Source organism: Nonomuraea sp. NPDC003707, assembly GCF_053587055.1.
Genome location: NZ_JBSFNK010000024.1, coordinates 41,758 through 63,504, shown reverse-complemented (window position 1 = coordinate 63,504; position 21,747 = coordinate 41,758). Strand labels below are relative to the sequence as shown.

Sequence of the window (21,747 nt, the reverse complement as noted above, 5' to 3'; positions counted from 1 at the left end):
CCCGTGGGTGCGGCGGCCGGTGATGTCACATGAAGAAGGGATGCCTGGGAAACGGGGCCGCAGTTCATCCTGTGCGTATGCCATCCGTACCGCAATCGCCCGTCAGCCCGGCACAGACCGACGGTCAGGAGCGGGACGGTCATCCCAGCCGCGCAGCCCGGCCCCGTCGGCGGCGGCTCGGTGGCCGCATCGCCCTCGGCGTGCTCGCGATCGCCGTCACGATATTCGTGAGCCTGTCCATTCCGCGGTACCTCGCCTTCAACCCGAAGTTGGGCAGGATCTCGCCGGACGAACAGCCGTGGTTCTTCCCCGTGCTCATGACGCACATACTCGGCGCCACGGTGGCCATGGTCGGCTGTGTCTTCCAGGTGTGGCCGTGGCTGCGCCGCAGGCACCCCCGCGTGCACCGCGTCGTCGGCCGGGCCTACGTCGTCGCCGGCGTGTGGCCTGCCGCGACGGCCGCGGTGGTGATCTCGGTGCTGTGGGGGTTCGGCCCGGTAAGCGCGCTGAGCGACATCGTGCTGGCGTCGTTGTGGTTCACCGTCACGACCTTCGGCTTCGTGAACGCCCGCCGGGGCCGCTACGCCGAACACCGCCGGTGGATGTTGCGCAGCTTCACCCTCACCATCTCGATCATCTTCAACCGGCTCCTCGGCTTCCCGATCGGGATGATCCTCGCCAACCAGCTCGACACGACGTTCGGCGGCGACAAGCACGCCCTGGAACAGGCGGTCTCGGCGAGCGTCACCTGGCTGCCATGGACGCTCGCCTTCATCTTCATCGAGTGGTGGCTGGACCGTGAACAGCGCCACACCGTACGGGAGACGGCATGAGCGAGCTCGACTGCGTGGTGATCGGATACAACGAGGGCGACTTCGACGACTACCGGGTCATGTGCGAGCGGGCCGGTCCCGGCACGCCGGAATACCAGATCATGCGTGCCGAGCACCTGGTGGTCGACGGTGCGGCGATGCCGTGGCTGGACGCGTTCAGCCGGCTCAGGAACCGCGGCACCGGCCGGGCCGACAGATACCACGTCGGCGAGGTGTTCAACCTGGCGGCGCTCTACCTGACCAGCTACCTGCGCAGGCGCGGCCTGCGCGCCGAGCCCGTCTCGCTGTTCACCGGCGAGCGCGACCGGCTGGCGGCGCTGCTGGCGGAACGGCCCGCCGTCGTCGCCATCACGACCACCTTCTACGTCAACATCCTGCCGGTCGGCCCGGTCGTCGAGTACATCCGCCAGATGTCGCCGACCAGCCACATCGTGGTCGGCGGCCCGCTCATCGACAACCTGTGCCAGTCCGGCGTGAACGGCGCCGTCCAGGACTTCTTCTTCGCCATGGGCGCCGACTCCTACATCCAGGAATCGCAGGGTGAGCACAGCCTGGGCCAGCTCTGCCAGGCCGTACGCGCCGGCGGCGACCTGTCCGGCGTGGACAACCTGATCCACTGCCCCGAGGACACCTGGGTGCGCACCAGGCGCCGCCCGGAGGCCAACGATCTGGACGCATGCTCGATCGACTGGGCCGGCTTCAGCCCGGACCTCATCGGCCCGACCGCGCAGCTTCGCACCGCGCGCAGTTGCGCGTTCAAGTGCAGCTTCTGCGACTACCCGACGCGCGCCGGGGCGCTCACCACGGCCTCGGTGGAGACGGTGCGCAAGGAGCTTCGCGCGCTGGCCGAGCTCGGCGTCCGCAACGTGGTCTTCGTGGACGACACGTTCAACGTGCCGCCGAAGCGGTTCAAGCAGCTCTGCCAGATGATGATCGACGAGGATCTCGGCCTGCGGTGGTACTCCTACTTCCGCTGCTCCAACGCCCGCGACGAGGAGTCGTTCGACCTGGCCGCCGCCAGTGGCTGCTCCGGCGTCTTCCTGGGCATCGAGTCCGGCGACAGCGACGTGCTGGCCAACATGCACAAGCTCGCGCAGGACAGCCAGTACCGCGCCGGCATCGCCAGGCTCAAGGAACGTGGCGTGACCACCTTCGCCTCGATCATCGTCGGATTCCCCGGCGAGACCGAGAAGACCGTCGGCAACACCATCGACTTCCTCAACGAGACCGCCCCCGACCTGTGGCGGGCCCAGGCCTGGTGGGCCAACCCCCGCTCGCCGATCTACCAGCAGAAGGAACTGCTGGGCATCGAGGGAGAGGGCTACAAGTGGTCGCACTTCAGCATGACCTCCTCGCAGGCCGCCGACCTCACCGACGAGATGCTCGACCGCGTCACCGAGTCGGTGTGGCTGCCCTTGTACGACTTCGACTTCTGGTCGCTGCCCTACCTGGACGGCAAGGGCGTGAACGTGCGGGAGCTCATGGGGCTCCTGCGGACGAGCCAGGAACTCATGGGGGTGCGCGACCGGGGCGGCGACCCGGAGCGCCTGGCCGCTCTGGAGCGGCGATTCGCCGAAAGCGTGGCCGTGCTGGACGTGGCGCCGGCCAAGTTCAGCTACTGACGCCCGGGAGAACCGCATGACCTTGCCCGCGCCTGCCGACACGACCGACCCGGCGGCCCCGGGCCCGCGTACGGTGGTCAGCCGATTCGAGCAGACGGCCGCCGCCTGCCCGGACCGCCCGGCGATCGTCCACCGGGGCGGCGTGTTGACCTACGGAGAGCTCGCCGCGCGCAGCGCCGCGATCGCGGCCGGGCTGATCAGGCGCGGCATCGGCGCCGAATCCCTGGTCGGGCTGCTGCTGCCACGCGGGATCGACCTCGCTGCCGCCCTGCTCGGCACGTTGCGCGCCGGAGGCGCCTACCTGCCGCTGGATCCGGCGCTGCCGATCGACCGGCTGCGCTACATGTGCCGGCAGGCGGGCGCGGAGCTGGTCCTGTCCGATCCCGTCACCCGCCGCCGCGTCTCGCCCGCCCTCGGCAGGCAGGTCCTGACGGTGGACACCTGTGCTCGCGTCGCCGCCGGAGCGGTCCCGGGCCGCGCCCCGATCCTGCCCGGAGACCGGGCCTACGTCATCTACACCTCAGGCTCGACCGGGCGGCCGAAAGGCGTCGAGGTCACGCATGGGTCGCTGGCCGCGCTCGTGGACAATCTGGCGCACGCCGTCGGGCCGGGGCCGGCCAGGATCGGGTGGAACGCCAGCCCGTCGTTCGACGCCTCCGTACAGCAGTGGTCGCGGTTGTGCCGGGGCGACACCGTCGTCCTCGTGGACGACCAGGTGCGCGGCGACCCGCAGGCGCTGGCGGCGCTCATCGCCGAGGAGCGGCTGGACGAGCTCGACATCACGCCGTCCCACCTGGTGTCGCTGCTCGACCACCTGACCGAACGCGCCGAGGGGCCGCCCCTGCGGCTGCTCGTCGGCGGGGAGGCCGTCGCGCCCGCGTTGTGGATCCGGCTGGCGGACCGGCGGGCCGCCGGGGTCCTGACGCCGGTCAACCTGTACGGCCCGACCGAATGCACGGTCGACGCCACGTGGGCGCCGATCGACCACACGTGCGGGCCGCACCTGGGCGAGCCACTGCCCGGGGTCCGCATCCACCTGCTCGACGACAAGCTGAGGCCGGTCGGCCCCGGCGTCGAAGGTGAGATCTACGTGGCCGGCGACGGCGTGTCCCGCGGCTACGCCGGCGCTCCGGCGCTGACCGCGCAGCGGTTCGTCGCCGACGTGATCGCCGGCGACGGCACGCGCATGTACCGGACCGGCGACCGGGCGCGGATCGGCCCCGACGGGCGGCTGGAGTTCGTCGGCCGCGTGGACGACCAGGTGAAGCTGCGCGGGTACCGGATCGAGCTGGGTGAGGTGGAGGCGGTGCTGAGCCGCTGCCCGGGCGTGGTCCAGGCGGTCGCGATGGTCCGCGACGACATGCCGGGCGGCGCGGGTCTCATCGGCTACTGCCGGCTCGAGCGCGCGGGCTCGTTCGACGCCGATCTGGTACGGCGCGCAGCCGCCGCTTACCTGCCCGAGTACATGCTGCCTGCCGTACTCGTCGGGCTTGATCGTTTCCCGCTGACCGGCAGCGGCAAGGTGGACCGCGGCGCGCTGCCGCCCCCGGTGCGGCAGGAGCACTCCGCTGAGGCGGCGCCGATGAGCCCGACCGAGCGGCTCGTCGCCGACGCGTGGCGCGATGTGCTGGAGATCGAGCGCGTCGGCGTGGACGACAACTTCTTCGAGCTCGGCGGCCAGTCGCTGCTGGCCATCCGGCTGGTCGCGCACCTGCGCCGCAAAGGCGTCCCGGCGATCCCGATGGTGACGGTCTTCCAGCACCCCGTCCTGGGCGACCTCGCCGCCTACCTGGACGCCTACCTGGACCTCTAACTGGACGAGGTGAGCCTGACCGGCAGGTTGCAGGTGCCGCCGAGGAAGTTGGAATAGACGCGCCGGGGGGTGCCGGTCACCTCGATCTCGCCGACCAGGTCACGAAGGGCGGCCAGGGTCGCCGCGAGCTGGATGCGGCCCAGCCGCGCGCCCAGGCAGAAGTGCGGCCCGTAGGCGAAGGTCAGGTGCCGGTTCGGCGTGCGGTCCAGGAGGAACCGCTCGGAACGGGCGAACTCCCGCTCGTCGAAGTTGGCCGAAGCCAGCCACACCGTGACGACGTCGCCCGCCTCGACCCGGCCGCCACCGAGGTCCGCCGGTTCCGCCGCCAGCCGGCCGAGATGCCGCGACGGCGTCGTCCAGCGCAGCACCTCCTCGACCGCGCTGTCCAGTCCGACCTCACCCGTGCGCAGCGCCCGCCACTGATCCTGGTTCTCGGCCAGCGCGAGGACCGCGCCGGTCATCGCCAGCCGGGTCGTCTCGTCGCCGCCCAGGATGAGGCTGTAGCAGTTGAAGACGATCTCGTCGGTGCCGAGCGGCCGCCCCTTGACACGGGCGTTGGCCAGGATGCTGACCAGGTCATCGGCGTCGCCGCCGCGCCGCTCCTCCGCGAGCTCGATGAAGTAGGCGAGGATCTCGTTCTTGGAGTTCCAGCCGTCGGCCGAGGTGTGGGCGGGGCCGTGCGAGCTGACCGAGGTGGAGCCGAGCCGGTGGATGTAGGCGCGGTCGGAGTCGGGCACGGCGAGCGTGTCGCAGATCGTGGCCAGCGGCACCTGGGCGGCCACGTCGTCGCCGAAGTCGCAGTCCTCGCGCTCCAGCGCGTTCGCCACGAGCCGCCGCACCTGATCCTCGATCCGCCGCGCCAGCCGGTCGAACACGGCCGGGGTCAGCGCGCCGGTGATGATGCGGCGTACTTCCGTGTGGCGGGGGCCGTCGGTCACCGCGAGCATCTTGCCCGTGGCCGAGTCGCCGCCCACGAGCAGGGTCTCCAGCACGTTGCCCGACGTCGAGGTGAAACGCCGGCCGTCGCGGAAGACGCTGACGGCGTCCGCGTGCCGGGTGACGACCCAGAAGCCCGGGTTGCCGCCCATCGGCGGGTGCCAGTAGAGCGGGTGCTCCGACCGCAGGCGCCGCCACACCGCCGACAGGTCACCCTCGGCATGGATCGTCGGCGAGGTCAGGTCCAGGGACTCCACCTGGTCCGGGTCGAGTACGGGCAACACCTGGGACACCTCCGGTTCGCACGTGCTCCCGACTATGCCCCGGCGTGGTTAGCCGCCGGTTACGCCTCTCCCGCGTAACCGGCGGCTAACCCCTCCCGGCTAGCGTCAGTCGGCAGTCGAGACTTCTGGAGGGCATGTGCGCCGACCATCCACGCGCTGGCTGCTGCAGGAGCCGTCGGCCGGAGACGGGCCGCTGCTGTTCGCCTTCCCCTACGCCGGCTCCGGCGCGTCCTCGCTGCGGCGCTGGCCCGGGCGGATCGGGGAGGCCGAGGTCCATCCCGTGCAGCTTCCCGGCCGGGAGTACCGGATCAAGGAAGATCCGTACCGCGACTTCGAGACGTTCGCCAAGGACGCCGTCGAGGCGCTCCTGCCCTACCTGGCGCGGCCGTACGCGCTCATCGGCCACTGCATGGGCGCGCTGCTCGCGCACGCGTTCGCCACCCGCGCCATGGAGATCGGCGTCCGGGCGCCCGAGCGGCTGTTCGTGTCGGCGTCCCTGACGCCGAGCCGGGGTTTCTACGGCTACTACCACCCGTGGATGTCCGACCACCGCATCGCCGCGGAGCTCCGGCGCGTCGCCGGAGACCTCGGCGACGGGGCCATCCCGGACGAGCTGGTGTCGTTGTCGGTACGGGTCCTGCGGCAGGACGTGCGGATGTGCCTGGACTACGCGCCGCCGGCCAAGGCGATCGGCGTGCCGATCAGCGCCATCGGCTGGGCGGACGACCTCGACGTGGGACCGGACGACCTGGCCGAGTGGCAGGAGTACGGCGAGACACGCGTCCACCTGCTTCCCGGGGATCCGCTGAACTTCCTGGCAGGTGCCACCGGGCTCAGGAAGGTCATCGAGGAAGATCTCGACTACTGATGCGAAGAGGATGAGCGCCGTGTCTGCACCCGCGACGATTCCCGAGCTTCTCGCCAGAACCGTCGGAACCCATCCGGACCTGCCCGCCGTCAGCGACGAAGAGACCAGCCTCAGCTACGCGGAACTGGCCGAGCGGGCGGACGCCATCGCGCACGAACTGGTCAGGCTCGGCGTGCGGGAGGAGGACCGGATCGGCGTCCACCTGCCGCGTGGCGTCGGCGCCGTGGTGACGGTGCTCGGCGTGCTGCGCGCGGGAGCGGCGTACGTGCCGATCGACGTCAGCTATCCCAGGTTGCGGCGCGAGCAGATGGTGAAGGCCGGCCGCCTGCGCCTGCTGCTCACCGATCCCGGCACGACCAGGCGGCTGTCCGGCCTGCCCGTGGAGGTGGCCGAGCTGGACTGGCGCGTCCTGCCTCCCGCTTCGGGTCCGGCGGCACACGTCGCCCCGCAGAGCGCGGCCTGTGTCCTGTTCACCTCCGGATCCACCGGTCAGCCCAAAGGCGTCGTGCTGGAACACCGCCACATGGTCGCCTTCGCCACGGACACCGCCCTCCCCACGGTCGGCCCCGGCGACCGGATGGCGCAGGCGTCGAACCTGTCCTTCGACACCTTCACCTTCGAACTGCTGCGTAGCATGGCCGGCGCCGCGGATCTGGTCGTGATGCCCGCCTTCGCCGACCTCATCGGCGCCGACCTGCGGCGGCAACTCCGGCGGCACCGCGTCACCGCGATGCTGGCTCCCGCCATCGCGCTCAACCAGGTCGCCCGCCACGACCGCGAGGCGTTCGCCTCCCTGCGGGTCCTGTGCTCGGGCGGCGACGTGCTGCTCGCCGACACCTGCCGCGAGCTGCGGGCCGGAGGCTTCTCCGGGGACCTGCTCAACCTGTACGGCCCGACCGAGGCCACCGTGGCCTGCACCGCCCAGCGTGTCCAGGAGCTCCCCGACGACTGCACCCGGGTCCCCATCGGCCGTTCGACCGCGTCAGCGCGTCTGTACGTCCTGGACGATCAGCTCGCCCCCGCCTCCACCGGTGAGCTGTACGTCGGCGGCGCCGCCGTAGGACGCGGCTACCTGGACCAGCCCGGGCACACCGCGCAACGCTTCGTCGCCGACCCGTTCGCCGCGAACGGCACCCGCATGTACGCCACCGGGGACCTGGTGCGTACCGGTGCCGACGGGGCCCTCGAATACCTCGGCCGCGTCGACAGCCAGGTCAAGATCTCCGGCCACCGGGTCGAGCCCGCCGAGATCGAACGCACCTTCTACCAGCACCCGCACGTGGGCGAGGTCGCGGTGACGGCGGTAGGAGAGCCTGGCGACCTGCGCCTGGTCGCCTTCGTCATCCCCGTGGCCGAGGAGTTCTCACCCGTCGACGTGCGCGCCTTCCTCACCGAGCGTCTGCCCGCCGCCTACGTCCCCGCCGAGTTCGTCGTCCTGGACTCCATGCCGCTGGACGCGCACGGCAAACGGGACTGGGCGCGGCTGCGCGAGGCCGCCGAGGACCGCTCCCGGCGGCGGCGCACCTACGAACCTCCGCGCACCGCCACCGAGCGCTACCTCGTCCAGCTCTGGGAGGAACTGCTCCGCGTGGAGTCGATCAGCGTCCACGACGACTTCTTCGGCCTCGGCGGCCACTCCCTCCTCGCCGCCCGCGGCCGGATGCGCATCCGCCGCGACCTCAAGACCGACCTCCCACCTGAGGTGGTCTTCGAGAACAGCGTGGTCGAGGACCTCGCCAAGGTCATCGACCAGACCAGACCCTCCGTCGCCTGACGGTGCTTGCCGGTCCGCCCCTGCGCGAGCCGGCCCGCACCCCAGCAAGGCGTGTCGTTCAGCCGATCAAGAACCCGCAGCAGGCCGGGGCTGATGTGGTCGCCGAACGCTCCCCTCGTCGGCGGGTTGTGCCCGGCGAGGCGGAACAGGTGGTCTCGCTCGTCCCCGACTCATTCACAGAATGATCGTCTGCGCGCTACTCTGCCTCCGGCCCAACGGAAACGGAGACCGTGGATGCACAGATTAGCCAGATCCCGTTTTGCCCTGCCCTTGGTCGGGGCCATAGTCGCCACCACCCTGATCGCCACCGCACCCGCCGCGTCAGCCGCGCCCGCGCGCGGCAACGGACACCGCGTCACCGTCATGGTCCACGGGTTCGACCGTGAGGCCGACATCAGCTGCTCCGGCGCATGGAACAGCGCCAAGCAGGTGCTGAACGCCAACGGTTGGGGCGACGTCGTCACCTTCGGCTACTACAACAAGGCCACCAACTGCGACCTCAGGCTCCAGGGGACCACCGACACGCGCATCCAGGAGGTCGGCCGCCAGTTCGCGTGGACCGTCTACTACCTGTACTCCAGCAAGGACGTGGCGATCGACGTCGTCACGCACTCCATGGGCGGTCTGGTCGCGAAGGCGGCCATCGAAGGCGTCAACCGGTACGGCGTGGGCAAGCCGCCGCCCGACCTGAGCGGGCTGACGGTCGATCCGAACAACCTCGGCGCCACCGTGTGGCCCAGAGCCTGGCCCCCATTCCTGTACATCGAGGACATGGTCACGTTCGCCACGCCACACCAGGGCATCGGCAGCGCGGTGGTGACCGCGTGCGCCATCACCCACGAGCAGTGCAGCGACATGCGTCCGGGCAGCGGCTTCATCAGCTGGCTGGGAAAACAGCCGCTCTCCCAGATGGGCACGGACTACACCTTCCTCGCCTCGAAGCACGATGACACGGTCAGCTCCGACTCGGCGACCAACAAGCGCACTGCCCACCATTGGGCGCTCTACGGCTCGAACGCCGACGGCGGCACGTTGAGCCACACCTCCATCCGGAACACCTCGACCGGCGACTGGCAGGCGTCGTACGGGGGAGAGTTCAGCGACGAGGGTGAGGGCTCGTACCCCGCGCCGCTCCTGCGGATGATGGACGGCCTGTACGACCAGCAGGCCCAGTAACGCGCGGGCGCGTCCTCCCCCTTTCGGCAAAGGGGGAGGACGCGTCGGTGGGTTATGGGTATTCGGTGAGGTTTGCGACGTTTGTGGAGGAGTTGCTCGGGCCGCCCGTGGAATTGATGACGTGGGCGATGGTTCCGGTGCCGCCCAGGGAGACCGTCACCATGTGGTGGAAGCGGACCCCCGGCGTGTTCGGCACTTCGAAGGCCCGGTCGGCCACCACCCCGGGGTTGGCGCTGAAGTAGCAGTAGCTGCCCAGCCCCCAGGCCTCATGCGAGGTGACCGAAGCGGCGACCTTGTAGGCGGCCCAGCCACGGGTGGAGCCGTTCATCCAGGACGCCTGGTTGGGCGGGTCGTAGGGCATCTCGTTCTGGAAGAAGTAGGTCCGCCCGCCGTTGCCGTTCCAGATGACCTGGTACTGGTGGTAGTGCTCGACGAACAGCCCGTAGAACGTCACGTTGTCGCCGTTGACGACGAGCCCGTTGACGGTCGTGTTGGTGTTCCACCCGACGCCGCTGCCGTGGTCAGCCCGCCAGATCCAGGTGTGATCACCGATCACGTCGTCGCTGTTGATCACCAGGCTCTGTGACGCCTTGCCCACCCCGGCGCCGCCGACGCGGAAGAAGACGTCGTGCAGCGAGGTGGGGTTGGCCGCGTGTGAGGCCGCCGAGCCCGCCGGGCCGACCTGCATGAGCGTCGCCGAGTTCACGGTCCCGGCGTCGATCAGCAGCCCGGCGACCTTGACGCCGTCCACGTCTGCGACGGTCATCGCCGTGATGCCGTTGTCGGGTACGAACGTCGCCAGCCCGAGACCGAGCACCACGGTGTCGGCCCTGGTGACCCTGATCGTGTCGTTCAGATGGTAGACGCCCGGCGTGACCAGCAGGTTCTTGCCCGCGGCCAGTGCCGCGTTGATGTCGCCGGCGGTGTTGCCCGGCTTGACGACGAAGAACTGGCTGATCGGCAGCGACGTGCCCGCACCCGGCCACGACACCCCGGCGGAGTTCGACTTCAGCGCGGGCACGAACACCTGGTAGGCCCCCGCCGCGTCGATGTAGAGGAACGGCTTCTCCCGTACCACCGGCGCCTGCCCCACCGTCGTGTACGGCGGGCTGGGGAAGGTGTTGCCCGGCGCGCCGGACACCCCGACGAAGGTCATGTTCCAGTTGGACCCGCTCCAGGACCCGAAGGCCGAGTTGCGGGAGATCCACTGCTGTTGCGACCCGGACCTGACCTGACCGTCGATCCGCGAGTCGGAGATCCACCCGCCGCTCGACCAGCCGCCGTCGTCCAGCTGCAGGTTTCCGCGCACATGCATGCGCCGGTACGGCGCCGCCTGCGAGACCGCCCACCGGTCCGTGCCGCCCGCCGGGGTGACCGAGAGGTTCTCGGCGGAGCGCCAGAAGTTCTGCGTGGCGTTGCCGCCGAACCAGTCGGCCTCGGCGTGCACGGCCCCGTTGATCGTCACCGCGTCCGGCGTCTGTCCCAGGCCGAGGACCTGGGTGTAGAAACCGACGTTGACGTCCACGTTGTAGGTGCCCGGCTTGAACAGCAGCGCGTACCGGTTGGACCCGAACTGGTTGGACTGCTGCTGGCCGAACACCGAGTTGAGCTGCGACTGGATGGTGGACGCGGGCATCGACGGGTCGAAGACGCGCACGTTCGGCCCCAGGTCGGGATCGGGGCCGCCACCGCCGCCGCCCGACAGGGTGAACGACTGCGCCGCCGTGCTGTTGCAGGTGTACTGCTGCAGTTGCACGCTGTCGGCCGTGGAGGCGCCCGACACGTCGAGGCACTTGCCGCTGTTCCTGTTGACCAGGTGGTACGTGCCGCCGGACTCCTCCACCGGCAGCCACTGCTGGTTGTTGCCGCCGCCGTAGGCCCAGAGCTGGACCGGCGCGCTGTCGGCGGTCGAGACACCGGTCACGTCCCAGGCCTGCGCGGCGTTGAGCGAGCTGTTGACCCGGTAGTAGCCGTCGCTGGTGGCCTGGAACTGCCAGAGCTGCGCGCCGCTGCCGTTGCACGCGTACTGCTGGACGGCGGTGCCGTTGGCGGTGGCGGCGCCGCGGGCGTCGACGCACTTGCCGCTGTGCTTGGCGACCACGGTGGTCAGGCCGGTGGGGACGGCTGCCTGCGCGACCGGCATGAGGACGAACCCGGCCGCGACCAGCACGAGGACGACGAGGGCACGCATCAGAACCCCGCCGTCAGCCGGGTGAAGTCCCAGGCGTTCTGGGAGACGCCGCTGCAGGTTTCGGACAGGCCTCCGGAGCAGGGGCGGTCGCGGTTGACCGACCAGAAGGCGAGCCTGGTCAGGCCATGGGAGTTGGCGTAGTCGCGGATCTGGGTCCAGGTGGCGACCGAGGTGACCTCCGACTGGTCGGACAGGCCGTTCATGCCGGAGATGCCCATGTGCGCGTACGCCGTGGCGTCCGACCAGCCGAACGCCGACTTCAGGGCGTTCTTCAGCCCCTCGGCCGCGTTGACCGTGCTCTGGTACATGTTGGACCCGCCGCCGAAGTCGAACGGCATGATCGTGTAGTTGTCGATCGGGACGCCGAGCTCCTTCGACCGGTTGATCAGCCGGGTGCCCGCACCGGCCGGGCCGCTGGTGGAGGTGCCGAAGGTGACGACCACCTTGACGTTCGGGTTGTTCGCCTTGACGATCTTGAGGCCGTTGAGTATGCGGTCCTGGACGGTGTAGTTCTCGTACTCGTCGGTGTTCTCGATGTCGAAGTCGACTGCCGCGGGTCCCAGGGCGTTGATGACCTGCTGCACGGCGCCCGCGTACGCCTCAGGCGTGGCGCAGTTGGGGCCGAGCTTGTTGCCCGACCAGCCGCCGAAGGAGATCTGGACGCTGCCGCCCTTGGACTTGATCGTGTTGATCGCCTGCTGGTCGGCGCCGCCCGTCAGCGCACGCGAGCCGTCCCAGCGTGGCGTGCAGCCGCCGCCGGACAGGATGAAGGCCATCGTGAAGGACTTCACGCCGGTCGCGTCCATGACCGTGCCCGGGTTGGGCGGGCTCCCCCACCCCATGTAGAGGTACGGGGCGCCGGGCAGCTTGCCGGGGCTGGGGGTGCCGCCGCCGGAGGGCAGCGTCCACTTCTGGTTGGCGCCGGTGCCGCAGCTCCAGATCTGCAGGGGCGTGCCGTCGGCCGAGCTGACGTTGGTGGCGTCCAGGCACTTGCCGAGCGCTCGCAGGGTGCCGTCGGAGGCGGCCGTCCACTGCTGCGCGGCGGTGCCGTTGCAGTCGTAGATCTGCACCTTGGCGCCGTCGGCGCTGCTCGCGCCCGCCACGTCCAGGCACTTGCCGAGTGCGCGGATCGTGCCGTCGGACTGCGTGGTCCACGACTGGGCGGTGGTGCCGTTGCAGGTCCAGAGCTGGACCTGGGTGCCGTTGGCGCTGTTGGCGCCGGCGACGTCGACGCACTTGCCGCCGTAGCCGGTGATCTGGCCGGTGGCGGCCGAGGCCGGGGAGGCGAGGCCCGCCACGGCTAACGCCGTCACGGACGCGAGGATGATTCCTCGTCTTTTCATGGGGGGTGTCACCTTCTGTGGGGGGTGTACGCCGGCGGCCGGCCGCCGGCGTGGGTGAGCACCATGGCTAAGAGAAATCCACGGTCGTGATCTCATGGTGACCTTACGGTGACCTTACAAGAGCGTCAACACTTAATTTAAGGGTTGACGGAAAGCACGATGCGCTCGGGATTGAGCAGGTTGATCAGGCTCGCCAGCCCCGCGCCCAGGTGGCCGACGGCCTCGTCGAACAGGGGACGCGCGCCCGGGTCGGCCAGCAGCGCCGCGAAGGCGCTCTCCTCCTCGACGCCCGCCAGGTCGATCCCCGCCCTGGCGAGGACCGACTCGGCGCCGACGTAGGCCTCCAGACAGCCGCGCGCACCGCAGCGGCAGGGGCGGCCGTCGGCGATCACCGTGGTGTGGCCCCACTCCCCCGCCCCACCGGACACGCCTCGGACGGTGATGCCGTCGGTGATGATGCAGGCGCCGACCCCGCTGCCGATCAACACCATGATCATGTAGTCGCTGCCCCGTCCCGCGCCGAACCAGTGCTCGGCCAGGCCCAGCGTCATGGCGCCGTTGTCGACGAACACGGGCAGGCCGGGGAGCATGTCGGCCAGCCGTACCCCGCTCCAGCCGAACGTCGGCGAGTCGACGACCGAGCCCCGCACCATGCCGGGGACGCCGACGCCGAGGACGCGGCCGGGGTCCACCCCCGCCTGCGCGCGCGGGCCGTCAAAGAAGAGCGTGCGCAGCAGCACGGCCCTGTTGGTACGCCGCACGTCACGCGACGTCCCCCGCCGCGGCCGGATCATAGGGTGAAGTCCAGGCTCCGCCTCCTCACCAGACCGGCCAGCAGGTCCTTGACCTCGGTCGCGTCGTAGCGGTCGCGGTCGAAGGGGCCGATGAGCAGCGGGCCGTCGTCGGGGCTGTCGGGCAGGCGGCCGTGGCTGCCCCGCACCGGTGCCGGGTCGAGTGGCACCACCGGCATCGTGTAGCGGAAGCCCAGCTTCTTCTTGGCCAGTGCGGTGGCGGCGCGGAGCTTGACGAACGGGTCACGCGGGTTCATGAACAGCTCGGCGGGGTCGTAGCCGGGTTTGCGGTGGATGTCCACGAGCCTGGCGAAATCGGGTGCCCGGTCGTCGGAGAGCCAGTAGTAGTAGGTGAACCAGGCGTCGGGTTCCGCGACGGCGACGAGTTCGCCGGCGCGCTCATGGTCGAGCCCGTACGTGGTCTTTCCTGCGTGGTCGAGTACCTCGTCCACGCCGGTCAGCTCGGCGACGACGGCGCGGGTGCGGTCGAGGTCGGCGGGGTCGCGTACGTACACGTGGGCCACCTGGTGGTCGGCGACGGCGAAGGCCCTGGACGCCCACGGGTCGAGGTATTCCATCCCGGCCTGGGTGTAGACCTCCAGGAGCCCGGCGGCGCGCAACGCCCGGTTGACGTCGATCGGCCGGGACGCCGGGGTGATGCCGTACTCCGACAGCACGACCACCTCGGCCTCCTCGGCGAGCAGCGGGGCCAGCGCGGCGTCGACGGCGCGGGCCGCGGCGATCGCCTCGGGCCCGGCGGGGCCGTACCGCTGCAGGTCGTAGTCGAGGTGCGGGACGTAGACCAGCAGCAGGTCGGGGCGTTCGCGGGCCAGGATGCGGCGGGCCGCGGCGATGATCCATTCGGAGGAGGTGATTCCCGCGGTCGGGCCCCAGTAGCTGAACAGGGGGAACGGCCCGAGTGCGGCCTCGAGGTCGTCGTGGAGTGAGGGTGGGCGGGTGTAGCAGTCGGGATCCTTGCGGCCGTCGGCGTGGTAGATGGGGCGTGGGGTGACGAGCAGGTCGGTGGGCGCGCCCATCGCGTACCACCAGCAGACGTTGGCGGTGCGCAGGCCGGGGACGGAGGTCCACAGTTGCTCGCCCTGGATGAGTGCGTTGTGCTGGCGCCACAGGAGGACCTCGCCGAGGTCTCGGAAGTACCATCCGTTGCCGACGATGCCGTGGTCGCGGGGCATCGCGCCGGTCAGGAGGGTGGCCTGCATCGAGCAGGTGACGGCCGGGAGCACGGGCCGCAGCGTGGCCGCCGTGCCCACCTTGGCCACATTCGGCATGTGGGCGAGCAGGCGGGGGGTCAGGCCCACCACGTTGATCACGATCAGCGGTGCCATCACGTCTCCTTCAGCCCGAGGGCGGCGAGCTGCCCCCGCATCCAGTCGAGCTCGGCGGCGATGCCGGCGGCGAGATCCGGGGACGCGCCGGGGAGCACGTTCCAGGTGTAGGTCTCCACCTCGACGTGCCGGGTCAGCGGGCTGGGGCCGCCGAGGAGCGTGTCCAGCAGGTCACGCAGGTAGGGGGCGCTGGTGACGAGCGGAGGGGGCGGGTCCGCGTGCAGCGGTACGTGGAAGTGCACCCGCCAGCCCTCGTCCGCGGGCAGGCCGCCGGCCAGGGCCTCGCCCAGGTCGTCGACGTATCCGGTGGCGGAGCGCGTCTGGTGGAGGAACCTGGCCTCGTCGAACGCCGCCAGCGCCCGCTGCGCTCCAGGCGGGGCCTCCAGCGCGCACGACGCCTGGAGCTTCACGATCGGGAGCCCGGTGCCGGCGCCCGCGCCGGGTTCCTCGAAGCCCACGGCCATGTGGCAGGCGTCCAGGCACAGGCCGAGGTAGTCGTGGTCCACCTCGCTCAGCAGGGCGGTCGCCTGGGGCGTGACCTCGATGACGCAGCCGGGCTCCGGCTCGAAGCCCACCCGGATCACCTTGCCGGTCCGGTGGGTCAGGGCCCGCAGCCCCTGGGCGAGCGCGTCGAGGTTCGCCATGACCGCCGTCGCCTTGTCCCGTGTCCATGCGGTGCGCCAGGCGAGGGGGAGGGTCGAGATCGTCCCCTCGGTGACGTCGTCCGGCAGCAATGCGGCGAGGATCTCGGCGAGCCCGAGCGTGTAGCGCAGCCGCTCCGCGTCGGCCCAGTCGGGGTGGTACACGCGGTATTTCACGATCTCGTCGTGGAAGCCGCGGTAGGGGAACCCGTTGAGGGTCACGACCTCCAGCCCGAACGCGGCCAGCCGCTCGCGCAGCGCGGCGAGTTCGTCGCCCCGGGCGAGCAGCTCACCGGCGGCCTGCCGGGGCAGCCAGAGGCCGACGCCGAGCCGTTCGGCGCCGAGCAGTGTTCTGACCCGCGCGGCGATACCGGAGAGTTGGCGGTGGATGCCGGGGAGATCCTCGGCCGGGTGCACGTTGGTGCAGTAGGCGAGGTGGATCGTCGAGCCGTCCGGGTGGCGCAGCCTCATGAGTCAGCCTCGCTTGATCGTGTTGCCGGCGTAGTCGGGGGCCGCCTCGGTGCCCGCCTCCAGGCTGAGCCGGCCGCTCTGCCCGTAGAAGATCACCGGATTGCGCCAGAGCACCTGGTCCACGTCGTCCTCGCCGAAGCCGGCCGCGAACATGGCGTCGGCGACCTCGCGCGTCTTCAGCGGATCACTGCGTCCCCAGTCCGCGGCCGAGTTCACGAGCATCCTGGACGTGCCGTACTCCTGGAGGACGGCCACCATCCGGTCCGGGTCCATCTTGGTGTCGGGGTAGATGGAGAACCCCATCCAGCAGCCCGAGTCCGCGACCATGCCGACGGTCAGCTCGTTGAGGTGGTCGACGAGCACCTGCCCGGGGGCGAGGCCCGCGGCCCGCACCACGTCCAGCGTGCGGCGGGTGCCGGCGACCTTGTCCCGGTGCGGCGTGTGCACGAGGACGGGGAGATCGTTCTCCCGCGCCAGGGCGAGTTGTGCCTCGAAGAGCTGTTCCTCCCTGGCCGTCATGGAGTCGTAGCCGACCTCGCCGACGGCGACGACGGAGTCCTTCAGCAGGTATCGCGGCAGTTCGTCCAACACGCCCGCGCACCGCGGATCGTTCGCCTCCTTCGGGTTGAGCGCGAGCGCGCAGTGGTGGCGGATGCCGTACTGCGCGGCGCGGTACGGCTCCCAGCCGAGCAGCGCGTCGAAGTAGTCGAGGAAGCTGCCCACGTTGGTACGGGGCTGGCCCAGCCAGAAGGCGGGCTCCACCACGGCCCGGACGCCCGCGGCGTGCATGCGCTGGTAGTCGTCGGTGGTCCGGGAGCTCATGTGGATGTGCGGGTCGAAGATACGCATTCAGATCCTCTCCATGACATCGCGCGGAACGGGCCGGCCGGCCGCCCGCCGCTCCGCCGCGTAGTCCGACAGCATCCGGGCCAGCTCGGCGTCGAACCGGCGCTCCAGGCCGGTCACCGAGGCCAGCGGGATCGACATGAAGACGCACTTGAGCACTCCCTGGCGGAAGGCGTGGTCGTCCAGCCACGCCGACCCGTACGGGCCCAGGGCCGCGGCGACCAGCCGGGCGTCGTTGGCGCGCAGCGCGTCCTCCACCAGGTCGACCGCCGCCGGGCCGAGATCGAGCTCGGGCAGCGCGGACAGGATGGCCAGCCGCTCGCCGGTGTCGCCGCGCTCGTACAGTTCGCGGATCACCGCGTGGTCGCCGCCCAGCGCTTTGAGCAGCGCGCTCCGGGCGGTGGGGCCGCCCCGCCGTTCGGCCTGCGGGAAGAGCAGGTGGATCGCGTCCGGGTCAGACTCGACCCGCCGTACGGCCTCTGTCTGCCACTCGTTCCTCATGTGCCCTCCTCAGGAACTCGATCGATCGGCGGGCGACCTGCGGGGCCGCGTGGCCGTGCCGGGCCAGCTCCACGGCCACGAGACCGGAGTAACCGCGCAGCTCGGCGAGCACCGGGACGAAGTCGATCTCGCCTTCGCCGAACTCCAGGTGCTCGTGGACCTCGCGGCGCATGTCCTCGATCTGGACGTGCACGGTGTACGGCAGCGCCCGCCGGACGCAGGCGGGCAGATCGTCCCGCTCCACGCAGTGGCAGTGCCCGATGTCGAGGGTGAGGCCGAACCGGGGATGGTCGCCGAGCATCCGGCGCAGCCGTTCGTAACCGTCCAGGTCCCGGACGAGCATCCCTGGTTCCGGCTCGAACCCCAGGGTGACGCCGGTCCTGTCCGCCTCGTCGAGGAGCCGTTCGCACTGGTCGGCCAGCCGTGCGTACGCCTCCTCCTCCGTCATGCCGTCAGGTTTGACCCCGCTCCACAGATGGACCACCGGGGCGCCCAGATCGGCGGCGATCCGCATGGCCGTCGTCAGGAACTCCGCTCTCCGGCCCGCGTCGTCGCTGATGAGGGTCGGATGATGCTTGCGCCACGGGTCCAGGGTGTAGCGTCCGCCCGTCTCGACGACGGCCGCGAGGCCGAGGCGTTCGAGGAGCCCGGCGATCCTCGACACCTCCGCGGCCAGGCCGGGGGCATAGGGGTCGAGATGGCCGCGGTCGAGCGTGATCGCCGCGCCGGAGTAGCCCAGGTCATGCAGGATCGCGAGCGCCTCGGCGAGCCGGTGGTCGCCGAAACCGTTGGTGCAGTAGGCCCAGTTCATGACGTGGCCATCCGGGACGAGAGCCATCTGCCCAGGGGCAGCGAGCACAGCAGCGCGCCCGCCGCCCCGAACCGCCCGTTCCCGGCGAGCGCCGCCGCCTGGAGCGGGATCAGGGCGAGGATGCTGAGGCGGACGGCGTGCCGCACGTTCTCGGGATCGGGGTGGGTCCGTAACCCGGCCTGGACCGGGAGGGTCGAGGCGAGATAGCCGGCGATGAGGACACCGGCGCCCGTCCGGGCGGCGGCTCCCCTGCGCAGGCTGGCCGCGGCCGCCAGAGCGGCCGCCGCGGTGGTGGCGGCGAGGGCACGCTCGGCCGTCCCGGGCGCCGCCCCCGCCACCTCGGCCCGGCCGAGGATGCTGATCCCGTACGTGTGCGCGCCGACCGCCAGCGCCATCGGCACGGCGGCTCTCCCGTCCGAGCCGGCACCCAGGAGCACGTCCAGGGCGCGGCAGGCCGCCATCGAGGCGGGGCCCGCCGCCGTCCGTTTGAGGCCCAGGTCGTAGGCCCACACCGCGCCGGCCAGCAGACCGGCGACGGTGAGGCCGCGGCGTCCACCGGCGATGGCGGCGGCGGCCAGGCCGGCACCGGTGAGGGCGGCGGCGACCCCGAGCGCGGCGCCCGGGCGGACCCTGCCGGACGGGATCGGGCGCTCGGGCCGCTCGACGGCGTCGGCCTCGCGGTCGGCCCAATCGTTGAGCGCCATGCCCGACCAGTACATGAGCACCGAGGCCACGGCCAGCCCCGGGTTCGGGCTCCGTCCAGCGGCGACCGCACCCGCCATGGTGTCGCCGGGCACCGACAGCGCGGCCGGCGCGCGTACCAGCTCCAGCAGCGCCCTCACGACAGCTCCCCGGCGAAGGCGAGCAGGCGGGCGTACTGGGCGGCCAGGGCGTGTTCGCCGGTGCCCAAGGGGTTCTTGAAGAAGTAGCCGAGCTCGGGGAGCACCCCGCTGCGTCCCTTCTCATGCGCCCGCGCGACCAGCCGGGCCAGGTCCAGGACGAGGGGGGCCGCCAGCGCCGAATCGCAGCCCTGCCAGGTGAACTGCAGCGCCATCCGCACGCCGAGGAAGCCCTCGAAGGTCACATGGTCCCAGGCGGTCTTCCATTCTCCCAGGTCAGCGACGTAGTCGATATGCGTCCGCCCCTCGACCGGCTCTCCCACGACCCCGGCGACGACCTGGTCCTTGGAGAGCTCCTTGCTCGACCTGGCGGCCGGATCGGCGAGCGTCGCCCCATCCCCTCCACCGAGCAGATTGAGCCCTGACCAGGAGCGCACCCGTAACGCCCGGTCGGCGAACATGGGCGCGAGCGCGCTCTTGACCAGGGTCTCGCCGGTCTTCCCATCGCGTCCCGCGTACGGCACGCCCCGCCGGGCGGCGAGTTCCGCCAGCGCAGGCAGGGTCGGCCCGGTGGAAGGGGTGAACTCCACATAGCCGCACCCGGCCTGGAACGCCGCATAGGCGTACAGCGAACTCGGCGGCAGGACGTCGTCCCCCGTCGCAAGCCGCTCCTCCAGATCGGCCAGCCTCTCGAACTCAGGACGCGGGCCGACGGGAGGCTCGGTCGACGACACGTTGACGACGACCACTCTGGCCAGCCCGTGCCGGGCGCGGAAGTCGGCGATGTCCCCGCTCAGACGGGCCGCGGCCGCGGCCTGCCCGCCGTCGCCGCGGACGTGGCCGCGCCGGATCTCGGCGTCGGCGGCGTCCAGGTCCGCGGCGATCAGCCGGGGCAGGTCCGGCGGGATCACCCCCGCCCTGCTCAGCTGTTCGGCGCGTTTGCGTAAGGAGACCTCGCTGATGTCGTGGCCGCCGAAGACCAGGCCGGCGAACGGGACGAGCCTCGCGGGAAAGCCCGGGGACTCGGTCACGCATCCCTGCGGGGGCGCGAGTCCCGCCCTGATCGCCGCGGCGCCGGCGGTCGCGGTGGTCGCCGCGGATCCCCGTGCCCCAATGAGCCACACCCCGACCTTGTCCATGCAAGCTCCTACGTGTCGGGCTCCATGCCGGACGAGAGATACGTCCGATATGTCACTAGCCGCGATGCTAAGAGCGACTTTTACCGACGGTCAAGCAGAAGATGACCGGCGCACGTCCTATCGCCACGTCGATCGGATGCGACAGACGCACCCAGCGGGCCGTCAGCTAGGGGATCACGCAGACCTTTGGCCAGATTTTGGCGAAAGTCTTGACATTTGGTCAAAAAAGGCGCGTACTTCCATCGGCGGTCACCCTAACTACCACCCTCGACTCTCTGTGATTCCCACTCTTACACGCTCGCTCCCGAACCACACGAGCAGCCGCACCCAGCCCTCACGCGAGTGGGGCGCCGTCACCGATTGGGGAACCATGACCGAGGTAGGCAGAGGCATGGCGAAAAGCCTGTTCTCCCGGCGTGCCTTCACCGCCTCCGCGGCGTTCGCCGCGGTCGCACCGTTAGTGGCATCCAGCCAGGCCGAAGCAACGATCGACAAGCCCGCGGACAAGCCCGGCAAGGGCAACGTCCGCCGCATGACCCTCTACGCCGAGCGACTGCCGGACGGCCGGCTGGGCTACGGCCTGGAGCCCGGCAAGCCCACGATCCCCGGCCCTCTCCTCGAAATGGTCGAGGGCGACACCCTCGAGATCGAGATGGTCAACAACCTGGACGTGCCGGCCAGCCTGCACGTGCACGGGGTCGACTACGACGCGGCCAGCGACGGCACCCGACTGAACGACAGCGTGGTGGAACCGGGCGGCCGGCGTACCTACACCTGGCGCACCCACGCCCCCGGCCGGCGCCCGGGCGGCAGCATCGAGCCCGGCAGCGCCGGCTACTGGCATTACCACGACCACGTCGTGGGAACCGATCATGGCACAGGGGGGATCCGGCAGGGGCTCTACGGGCCGCTGGTGGTCCGTCGTAGGGGCGACATCAGGCCGGACAAGCAGTTCACCGTCGTCTTCAACGACATGTCGATCAACAACCAGCCGGCCCACCAGGCACCCGAGTTCGTCGCGAAGCTCGGCGAGCGGGTGGAGTGGATCGTGATCACGCACGGCGAGTTCTACCACACGTTCCACATCCACGGGCACCGCTGGGCCGACAACCGCACCGGCCTGCTGGAACACCCGCAGGACCAGAGCCGGATCATCGACACCAAGATCACCGGACCGGCCGAGTCGTTCGGCTTCCAGGTGATCGCCGGGGAACGCGTCGGCCCGGGAGCGTGGATGTACCACTGCCACGTCCAGAGCCACTCCGACATGGGGATGGCCGGGATCTTCACGGTCACCGACGCGGACGGGAACGTCCCCGATCACTCGGGTGACGGCCACGCGGGCCCCACGACGAGCCCCACGACGAGCCCCACGACGGGCGCGCATCACTGACGCGGCCCAGGACCCGGCCGCGGCAGAACCCTCAGCTCTTCCCCAGCAGGTCCCGAATCACCCTCAACCCGAAGGAGCGAACGATGGGCCGAAAAGCCCTCTTACCGCCCCGACCAACCGCTTGGCGCC

The 21,747-nt window shown here is 70.8% G+C and carries 18 protein-coding genes; 7 read left to right on the top strand and 11 right to left on the bottom strand.

What is annotated here, in order from left to right:
- Positions 1-77: 77 nt before the first annotated feature.
- The 3 genes from ACWDRB_RS43745 to ACWDRB_RS43735 are packed head-to-tail and all read left to right on the top strand — an operon-like array spanning position 78 to position 4,268.
- Positions 78-833 (top strand): DUF2306 domain-containing protein, encoded by a 756-nt coding sequence (locus ACWDRB_RS43745; protein WP_449904321.1) that lies wholly within the window; start codon positions 78-80, stop codon positions 831-833.
- Positions 830-2,455: a PhpK family radical SAM P-methyltransferase gene (locus ACWDRB_RS43740; protein WP_449904318.1), complete on the top strand. Its 1,626-nt coding sequence runs from the start codon at positions 830-832 to the stop codon at positions 2,453-2,455. Before ACWDRB_RS43745 ends, ACWDRB_RS43740 begins: the two co-directional genes overlap by 4 nt.
- 16 nt (positions 2,456-2,471) lie before the next feature.
- Complete coding sequence (locus ACWDRB_RS43735) at positions 2,472-4,268, top strand: non-ribosomal peptide synthetase (protein ID WP_449904316.1); 1,797 nt, start codon at positions 2,472-2,474, stop codon at positions 4,266-4,268.
- Here ACWDRB_RS43735 and ACWDRB_RS43730 read toward each other — a convergent pair.
- On the bottom strand, positions 4,265-5,488 hold the full coding sequence (locus ACWDRB_RS43730; protein WP_449904313.1) for a cytochrome P450: 1,224 nt from the start codon (positions 5,486-5,488) through the stop codon (positions 4,265-4,267). The genes ACWDRB_RS43735 and ACWDRB_RS43730 overlap by 4 nt on opposite strands.
- Before the next feature lie 136 nt (positions 5,489-5,624).
- On the opposite strand from ACWDRB_RS43730, the gene ACWDRB_RS43725 reads away from it, so the two are divergent.
- The 3 genes from ACWDRB_RS43725 to ACWDRB_RS43715 all read left to right on the top strand — a co-directional run bounded on the left by ACWDRB_RS43725 (position 5,625) and on the right by ACWDRB_RS43715 (position 9,306).
- Complete coding sequence (locus ACWDRB_RS43725; RefSeq protein ID WP_350737293.1) at positions 5,625-6,356, top strand: thioesterase II family protein; 732 nt, start codon at positions 5,625-5,627, stop codon at positions 6,354-6,356.
- 19 nt (positions 6,357-6,375) lie between these two features.
- Positions 6,376-8,130 (top strand): non-ribosomal peptide synthetase, encoded by a 1,755-nt coding sequence (locus ACWDRB_RS43720; RefSeq protein WP_449904310.1) that lies wholly within the window; start codon positions 6,376-6,378, stop codon positions 8,128-8,130.
- A 234-nt stretch (positions 8,131-8,364) separates the two neighbouring features.
- Positions 8,365-9,306 carry an esterase/lipase family protein gene (locus tag ACWDRB_RS43715; protein ID WP_363983601.1) on the top strand — a complete coding sequence of 314 codons (942 nt, stop codon included), beginning with the start codon at positions 8,365-8,367 and terminating at the stop codon, positions 9,304-9,306.
- Positions 9,307-9,358: 52 nt separating this feature from the next.
- On the opposite strand, the gene ACWDRB_RS43710 is transcribed toward ACWDRB_RS43715, so the two are convergent.
- From ACWDRB_RS43710 to ACWDRB_RS43665, 10 genes are all read right to left on the bottom strand, one after another.
- Complete coding sequence (locus ACWDRB_RS43710; protein WP_449904307.1) at positions 9,359-11,497, bottom strand: RICIN domain-containing protein; 2,139 nt, start codon at positions 11,495-11,497, stop codon at positions 9,359-9,361.
- The gene (locus ACWDRB_RS43705; RefSeq protein ID WP_355205758.1) at positions 11,497-12,840 is read right to left on the bottom strand and encodes a ricin-type beta-trefoil lectin domain protein; all 1,344 of its coding nucleotides are present in this window, start codon (positions 12,838-12,840) and stop codon (positions 11,497-11,499) included. The genes ACWDRB_RS43710 and ACWDRB_RS43705 overlap by 1 nt, the downstream gene beginning before the upstream one ends.
- A 137-nt stretch (positions 12,841-12,977) precedes the next feature.
- The gene (locus ACWDRB_RS43700; protein WP_449904304.1) at positions 12,978-13,634 is read right to left on the bottom strand and encodes an ROK family protein; all 657 of its coding nucleotides are present in this window, start codon (positions 13,632-13,634) and stop codon (positions 12,978-12,980) included.
- Entirely contained in the window at positions 13,631-14,977 is a 1,347-nt protein-coding gene (locus ACWDRB_RS43695; RefSeq protein WP_449904302.1) for an alkaline phosphatase family protein, read from the bottom strand. The genes ACWDRB_RS43700 and ACWDRB_RS43695 overlap by 4 nt, the downstream gene beginning before the upstream one ends.
- Positions 14,977-16,089 (bottom strand): metabolite traffic protein EboE, encoded by a 1,113-nt coding sequence (gene eboE, locus ACWDRB_RS43690; protein WP_449904299.1) that lies wholly within the window; start codon positions 16,087-16,089, stop codon positions 14,977-14,979. The genes ACWDRB_RS43695 and eboE overlap by 1 nt, the downstream gene beginning before the upstream one ends.
- A 3-nt stretch (positions 16,090-16,092) precedes the next feature.
- On the bottom strand, positions 16,093-16,938 hold the full coding sequence (locus ACWDRB_RS43685; RefSeq protein ID WP_449904297.1) for a TatD family hydrolase: 846 nt from the start codon (positions 16,936-16,938) through the stop codon (positions 16,093-16,095).
- A complete protein-coding gene (locus ACWDRB_RS43680) occupies positions 16,939-17,436 on the bottom strand; it encodes an EboA domain-containing protein (RefSeq protein ID WP_449904294.1) in 498 nt (165 codons plus the stop codon).
- The gene (locus tag ACWDRB_RS43675; RefSeq protein WP_449904292.1) at positions 17,390-18,247 is read right to left on the bottom strand and encodes a sugar phosphate isomerase/epimerase family protein; all 858 of its coding nucleotides are present in this window, start codon (positions 18,245-18,247) and stop codon (positions 17,390-17,392) included. The genes ACWDRB_RS43680 and ACWDRB_RS43675 overlap by 47 nt, the downstream gene beginning before the upstream one ends.
- Complete coding sequence (locus ACWDRB_RS43670; protein WP_449904290.1) at positions 18,244-19,089, bottom strand: SCO3242 family prenyltransferase; 846 nt, start codon at positions 19,087-19,089, stop codon at positions 18,244-18,246. Before ACWDRB_RS43670 ends, ACWDRB_RS43675 begins: the two co-directional genes overlap by 4 nt.
- A complete protein-coding gene (locus ACWDRB_RS43665; protein WP_449904288.1) occupies positions 19,086-20,225 on the bottom strand; it encodes an inositol-3-phosphate synthase in 1,140 nt (379 codons plus the stop codon). Before ACWDRB_RS43665 ends, ACWDRB_RS43670 begins: the two co-directional genes overlap by 4 nt.
- Positions 20,226-20,616: 391 nt before the next feature.
- Here ACWDRB_RS43665 and ACWDRB_RS43660 point away from each other — a divergent pair, with 391 nt between their 5' ends.
- Positions 20,617-21,618: a multicopper oxidase domain-containing protein gene (locus ACWDRB_RS43660; RefSeq protein WP_449904286.1), complete on the top strand. Its 1,002-nt coding sequence runs from the start codon at positions 20,617-20,619 to the stop codon at positions 21,616-21,618.
- Positions 21,619-21,747 lie beyond the last annotated feature (129 nt).

What these genes read in the sequence shown, in the direction of transcription:
- eboE (WP_449904299.1), bottom strand. Translation starts at nt 16,089, where the DNA reads ATGAGGCTGCGCCACCCGGACGGCTCGACGATCCACCTCGCCTACTGC.
- ACWDRB_RS43740 (WP_449904318.1), top strand. Translation starts at nt 830, where the DNA reads ATGAGCGAGCTCGACTGCGTGGTGATCGGATACAACGAGGGCGACTTC.
- ACWDRB_RS43705 (WP_355205758.1), bottom strand. Translation starts at nt 12,840, where the DNA reads ATGAAAAGACGAGGAATCATCCTCGCGTCCGTGACGGCGTTAGCCGTG.
- ACWDRB_RS43695 (WP_449904302.1), bottom strand. Translation starts at nt 14,977, where the DNA reads ATGGCACCGCTGATCGTGATCAACGTGGTGGGCCTGACCCCCCGCCTG.
- ACWDRB_RS43685 (WP_449904297.1), bottom strand. Translation starts at nt 16,938, where the DNA reads ATGCGTATCTTCGACCCGCACATCCACATGAGCTCCCGGACCACCGAC.
- ACWDRB_RS43675 (WP_449904292.1), bottom strand. Translation starts at nt 18,247, where the DNA reads ATGAACTGGGCCTACTGCACCAACGGTTTCGGCGACCACCGGCTCGCC.
- ACWDRB_RS43745 (WP_449904321.1), top strand. Translation starts at nt 78, where the DNA reads ATGCCATCCGTACCGCAATCGCCCGTCAGCCCGGCACAGACCGACGGT.
- ACWDRB_RS43680 (WP_449904294.1), bottom strand. Translation starts at nt 17,436, where the DNA reads ATGAGGAACGAGTGGCAGACAGAGGCCGTACGGCGGGTCGAGTCTGAC.
- ACWDRB_RS43715 (WP_363983601.1), top strand. Translation starts at nt 8,365, where the DNA reads ATGCACAGATTAGCCAGATCCCGTTTTGCCCTGCCCTTGGTCGGGGCC.
- ACWDRB_RS43660 (WP_449904286.1), top strand. Translation starts at nt 20,617, where the DNA reads ATGGCGAAAAGCCTGTTCTCCCGGCGTGCCTTCACCGCCTCCGCGGCG.
- ACWDRB_RS43710 (WP_449904307.1), bottom strand. Translation starts at nt 11,497, where the DNA reads ATGCGTGCCCTCGTCGTCCTCGTGCTGGTCGCGGCCGGGTTCGTCCTC.
- ACWDRB_RS43700 (WP_449904304.1), bottom strand. Translation starts at nt 13,634, where the DNA reads ATGATCCGGCCGCGGCGGGGGACGTCGCGTGACGTGCGGCGTACCAAC.
- ACWDRB_RS43735 (WP_449904316.1), top strand. Translation starts at nt 2,472, where the DNA reads ATGACCTTGCCCGCGCCTGCCGACACGACCGACCCGGCGGCCCCGGGC.
- ACWDRB_RS43665 (WP_449904288.1), bottom strand. Translation starts at nt 20,225, where the DNA reads ATGGACAAGGTCGGGGTGTGGCTCATTGGGGCACGGGGATCCGCGGCG.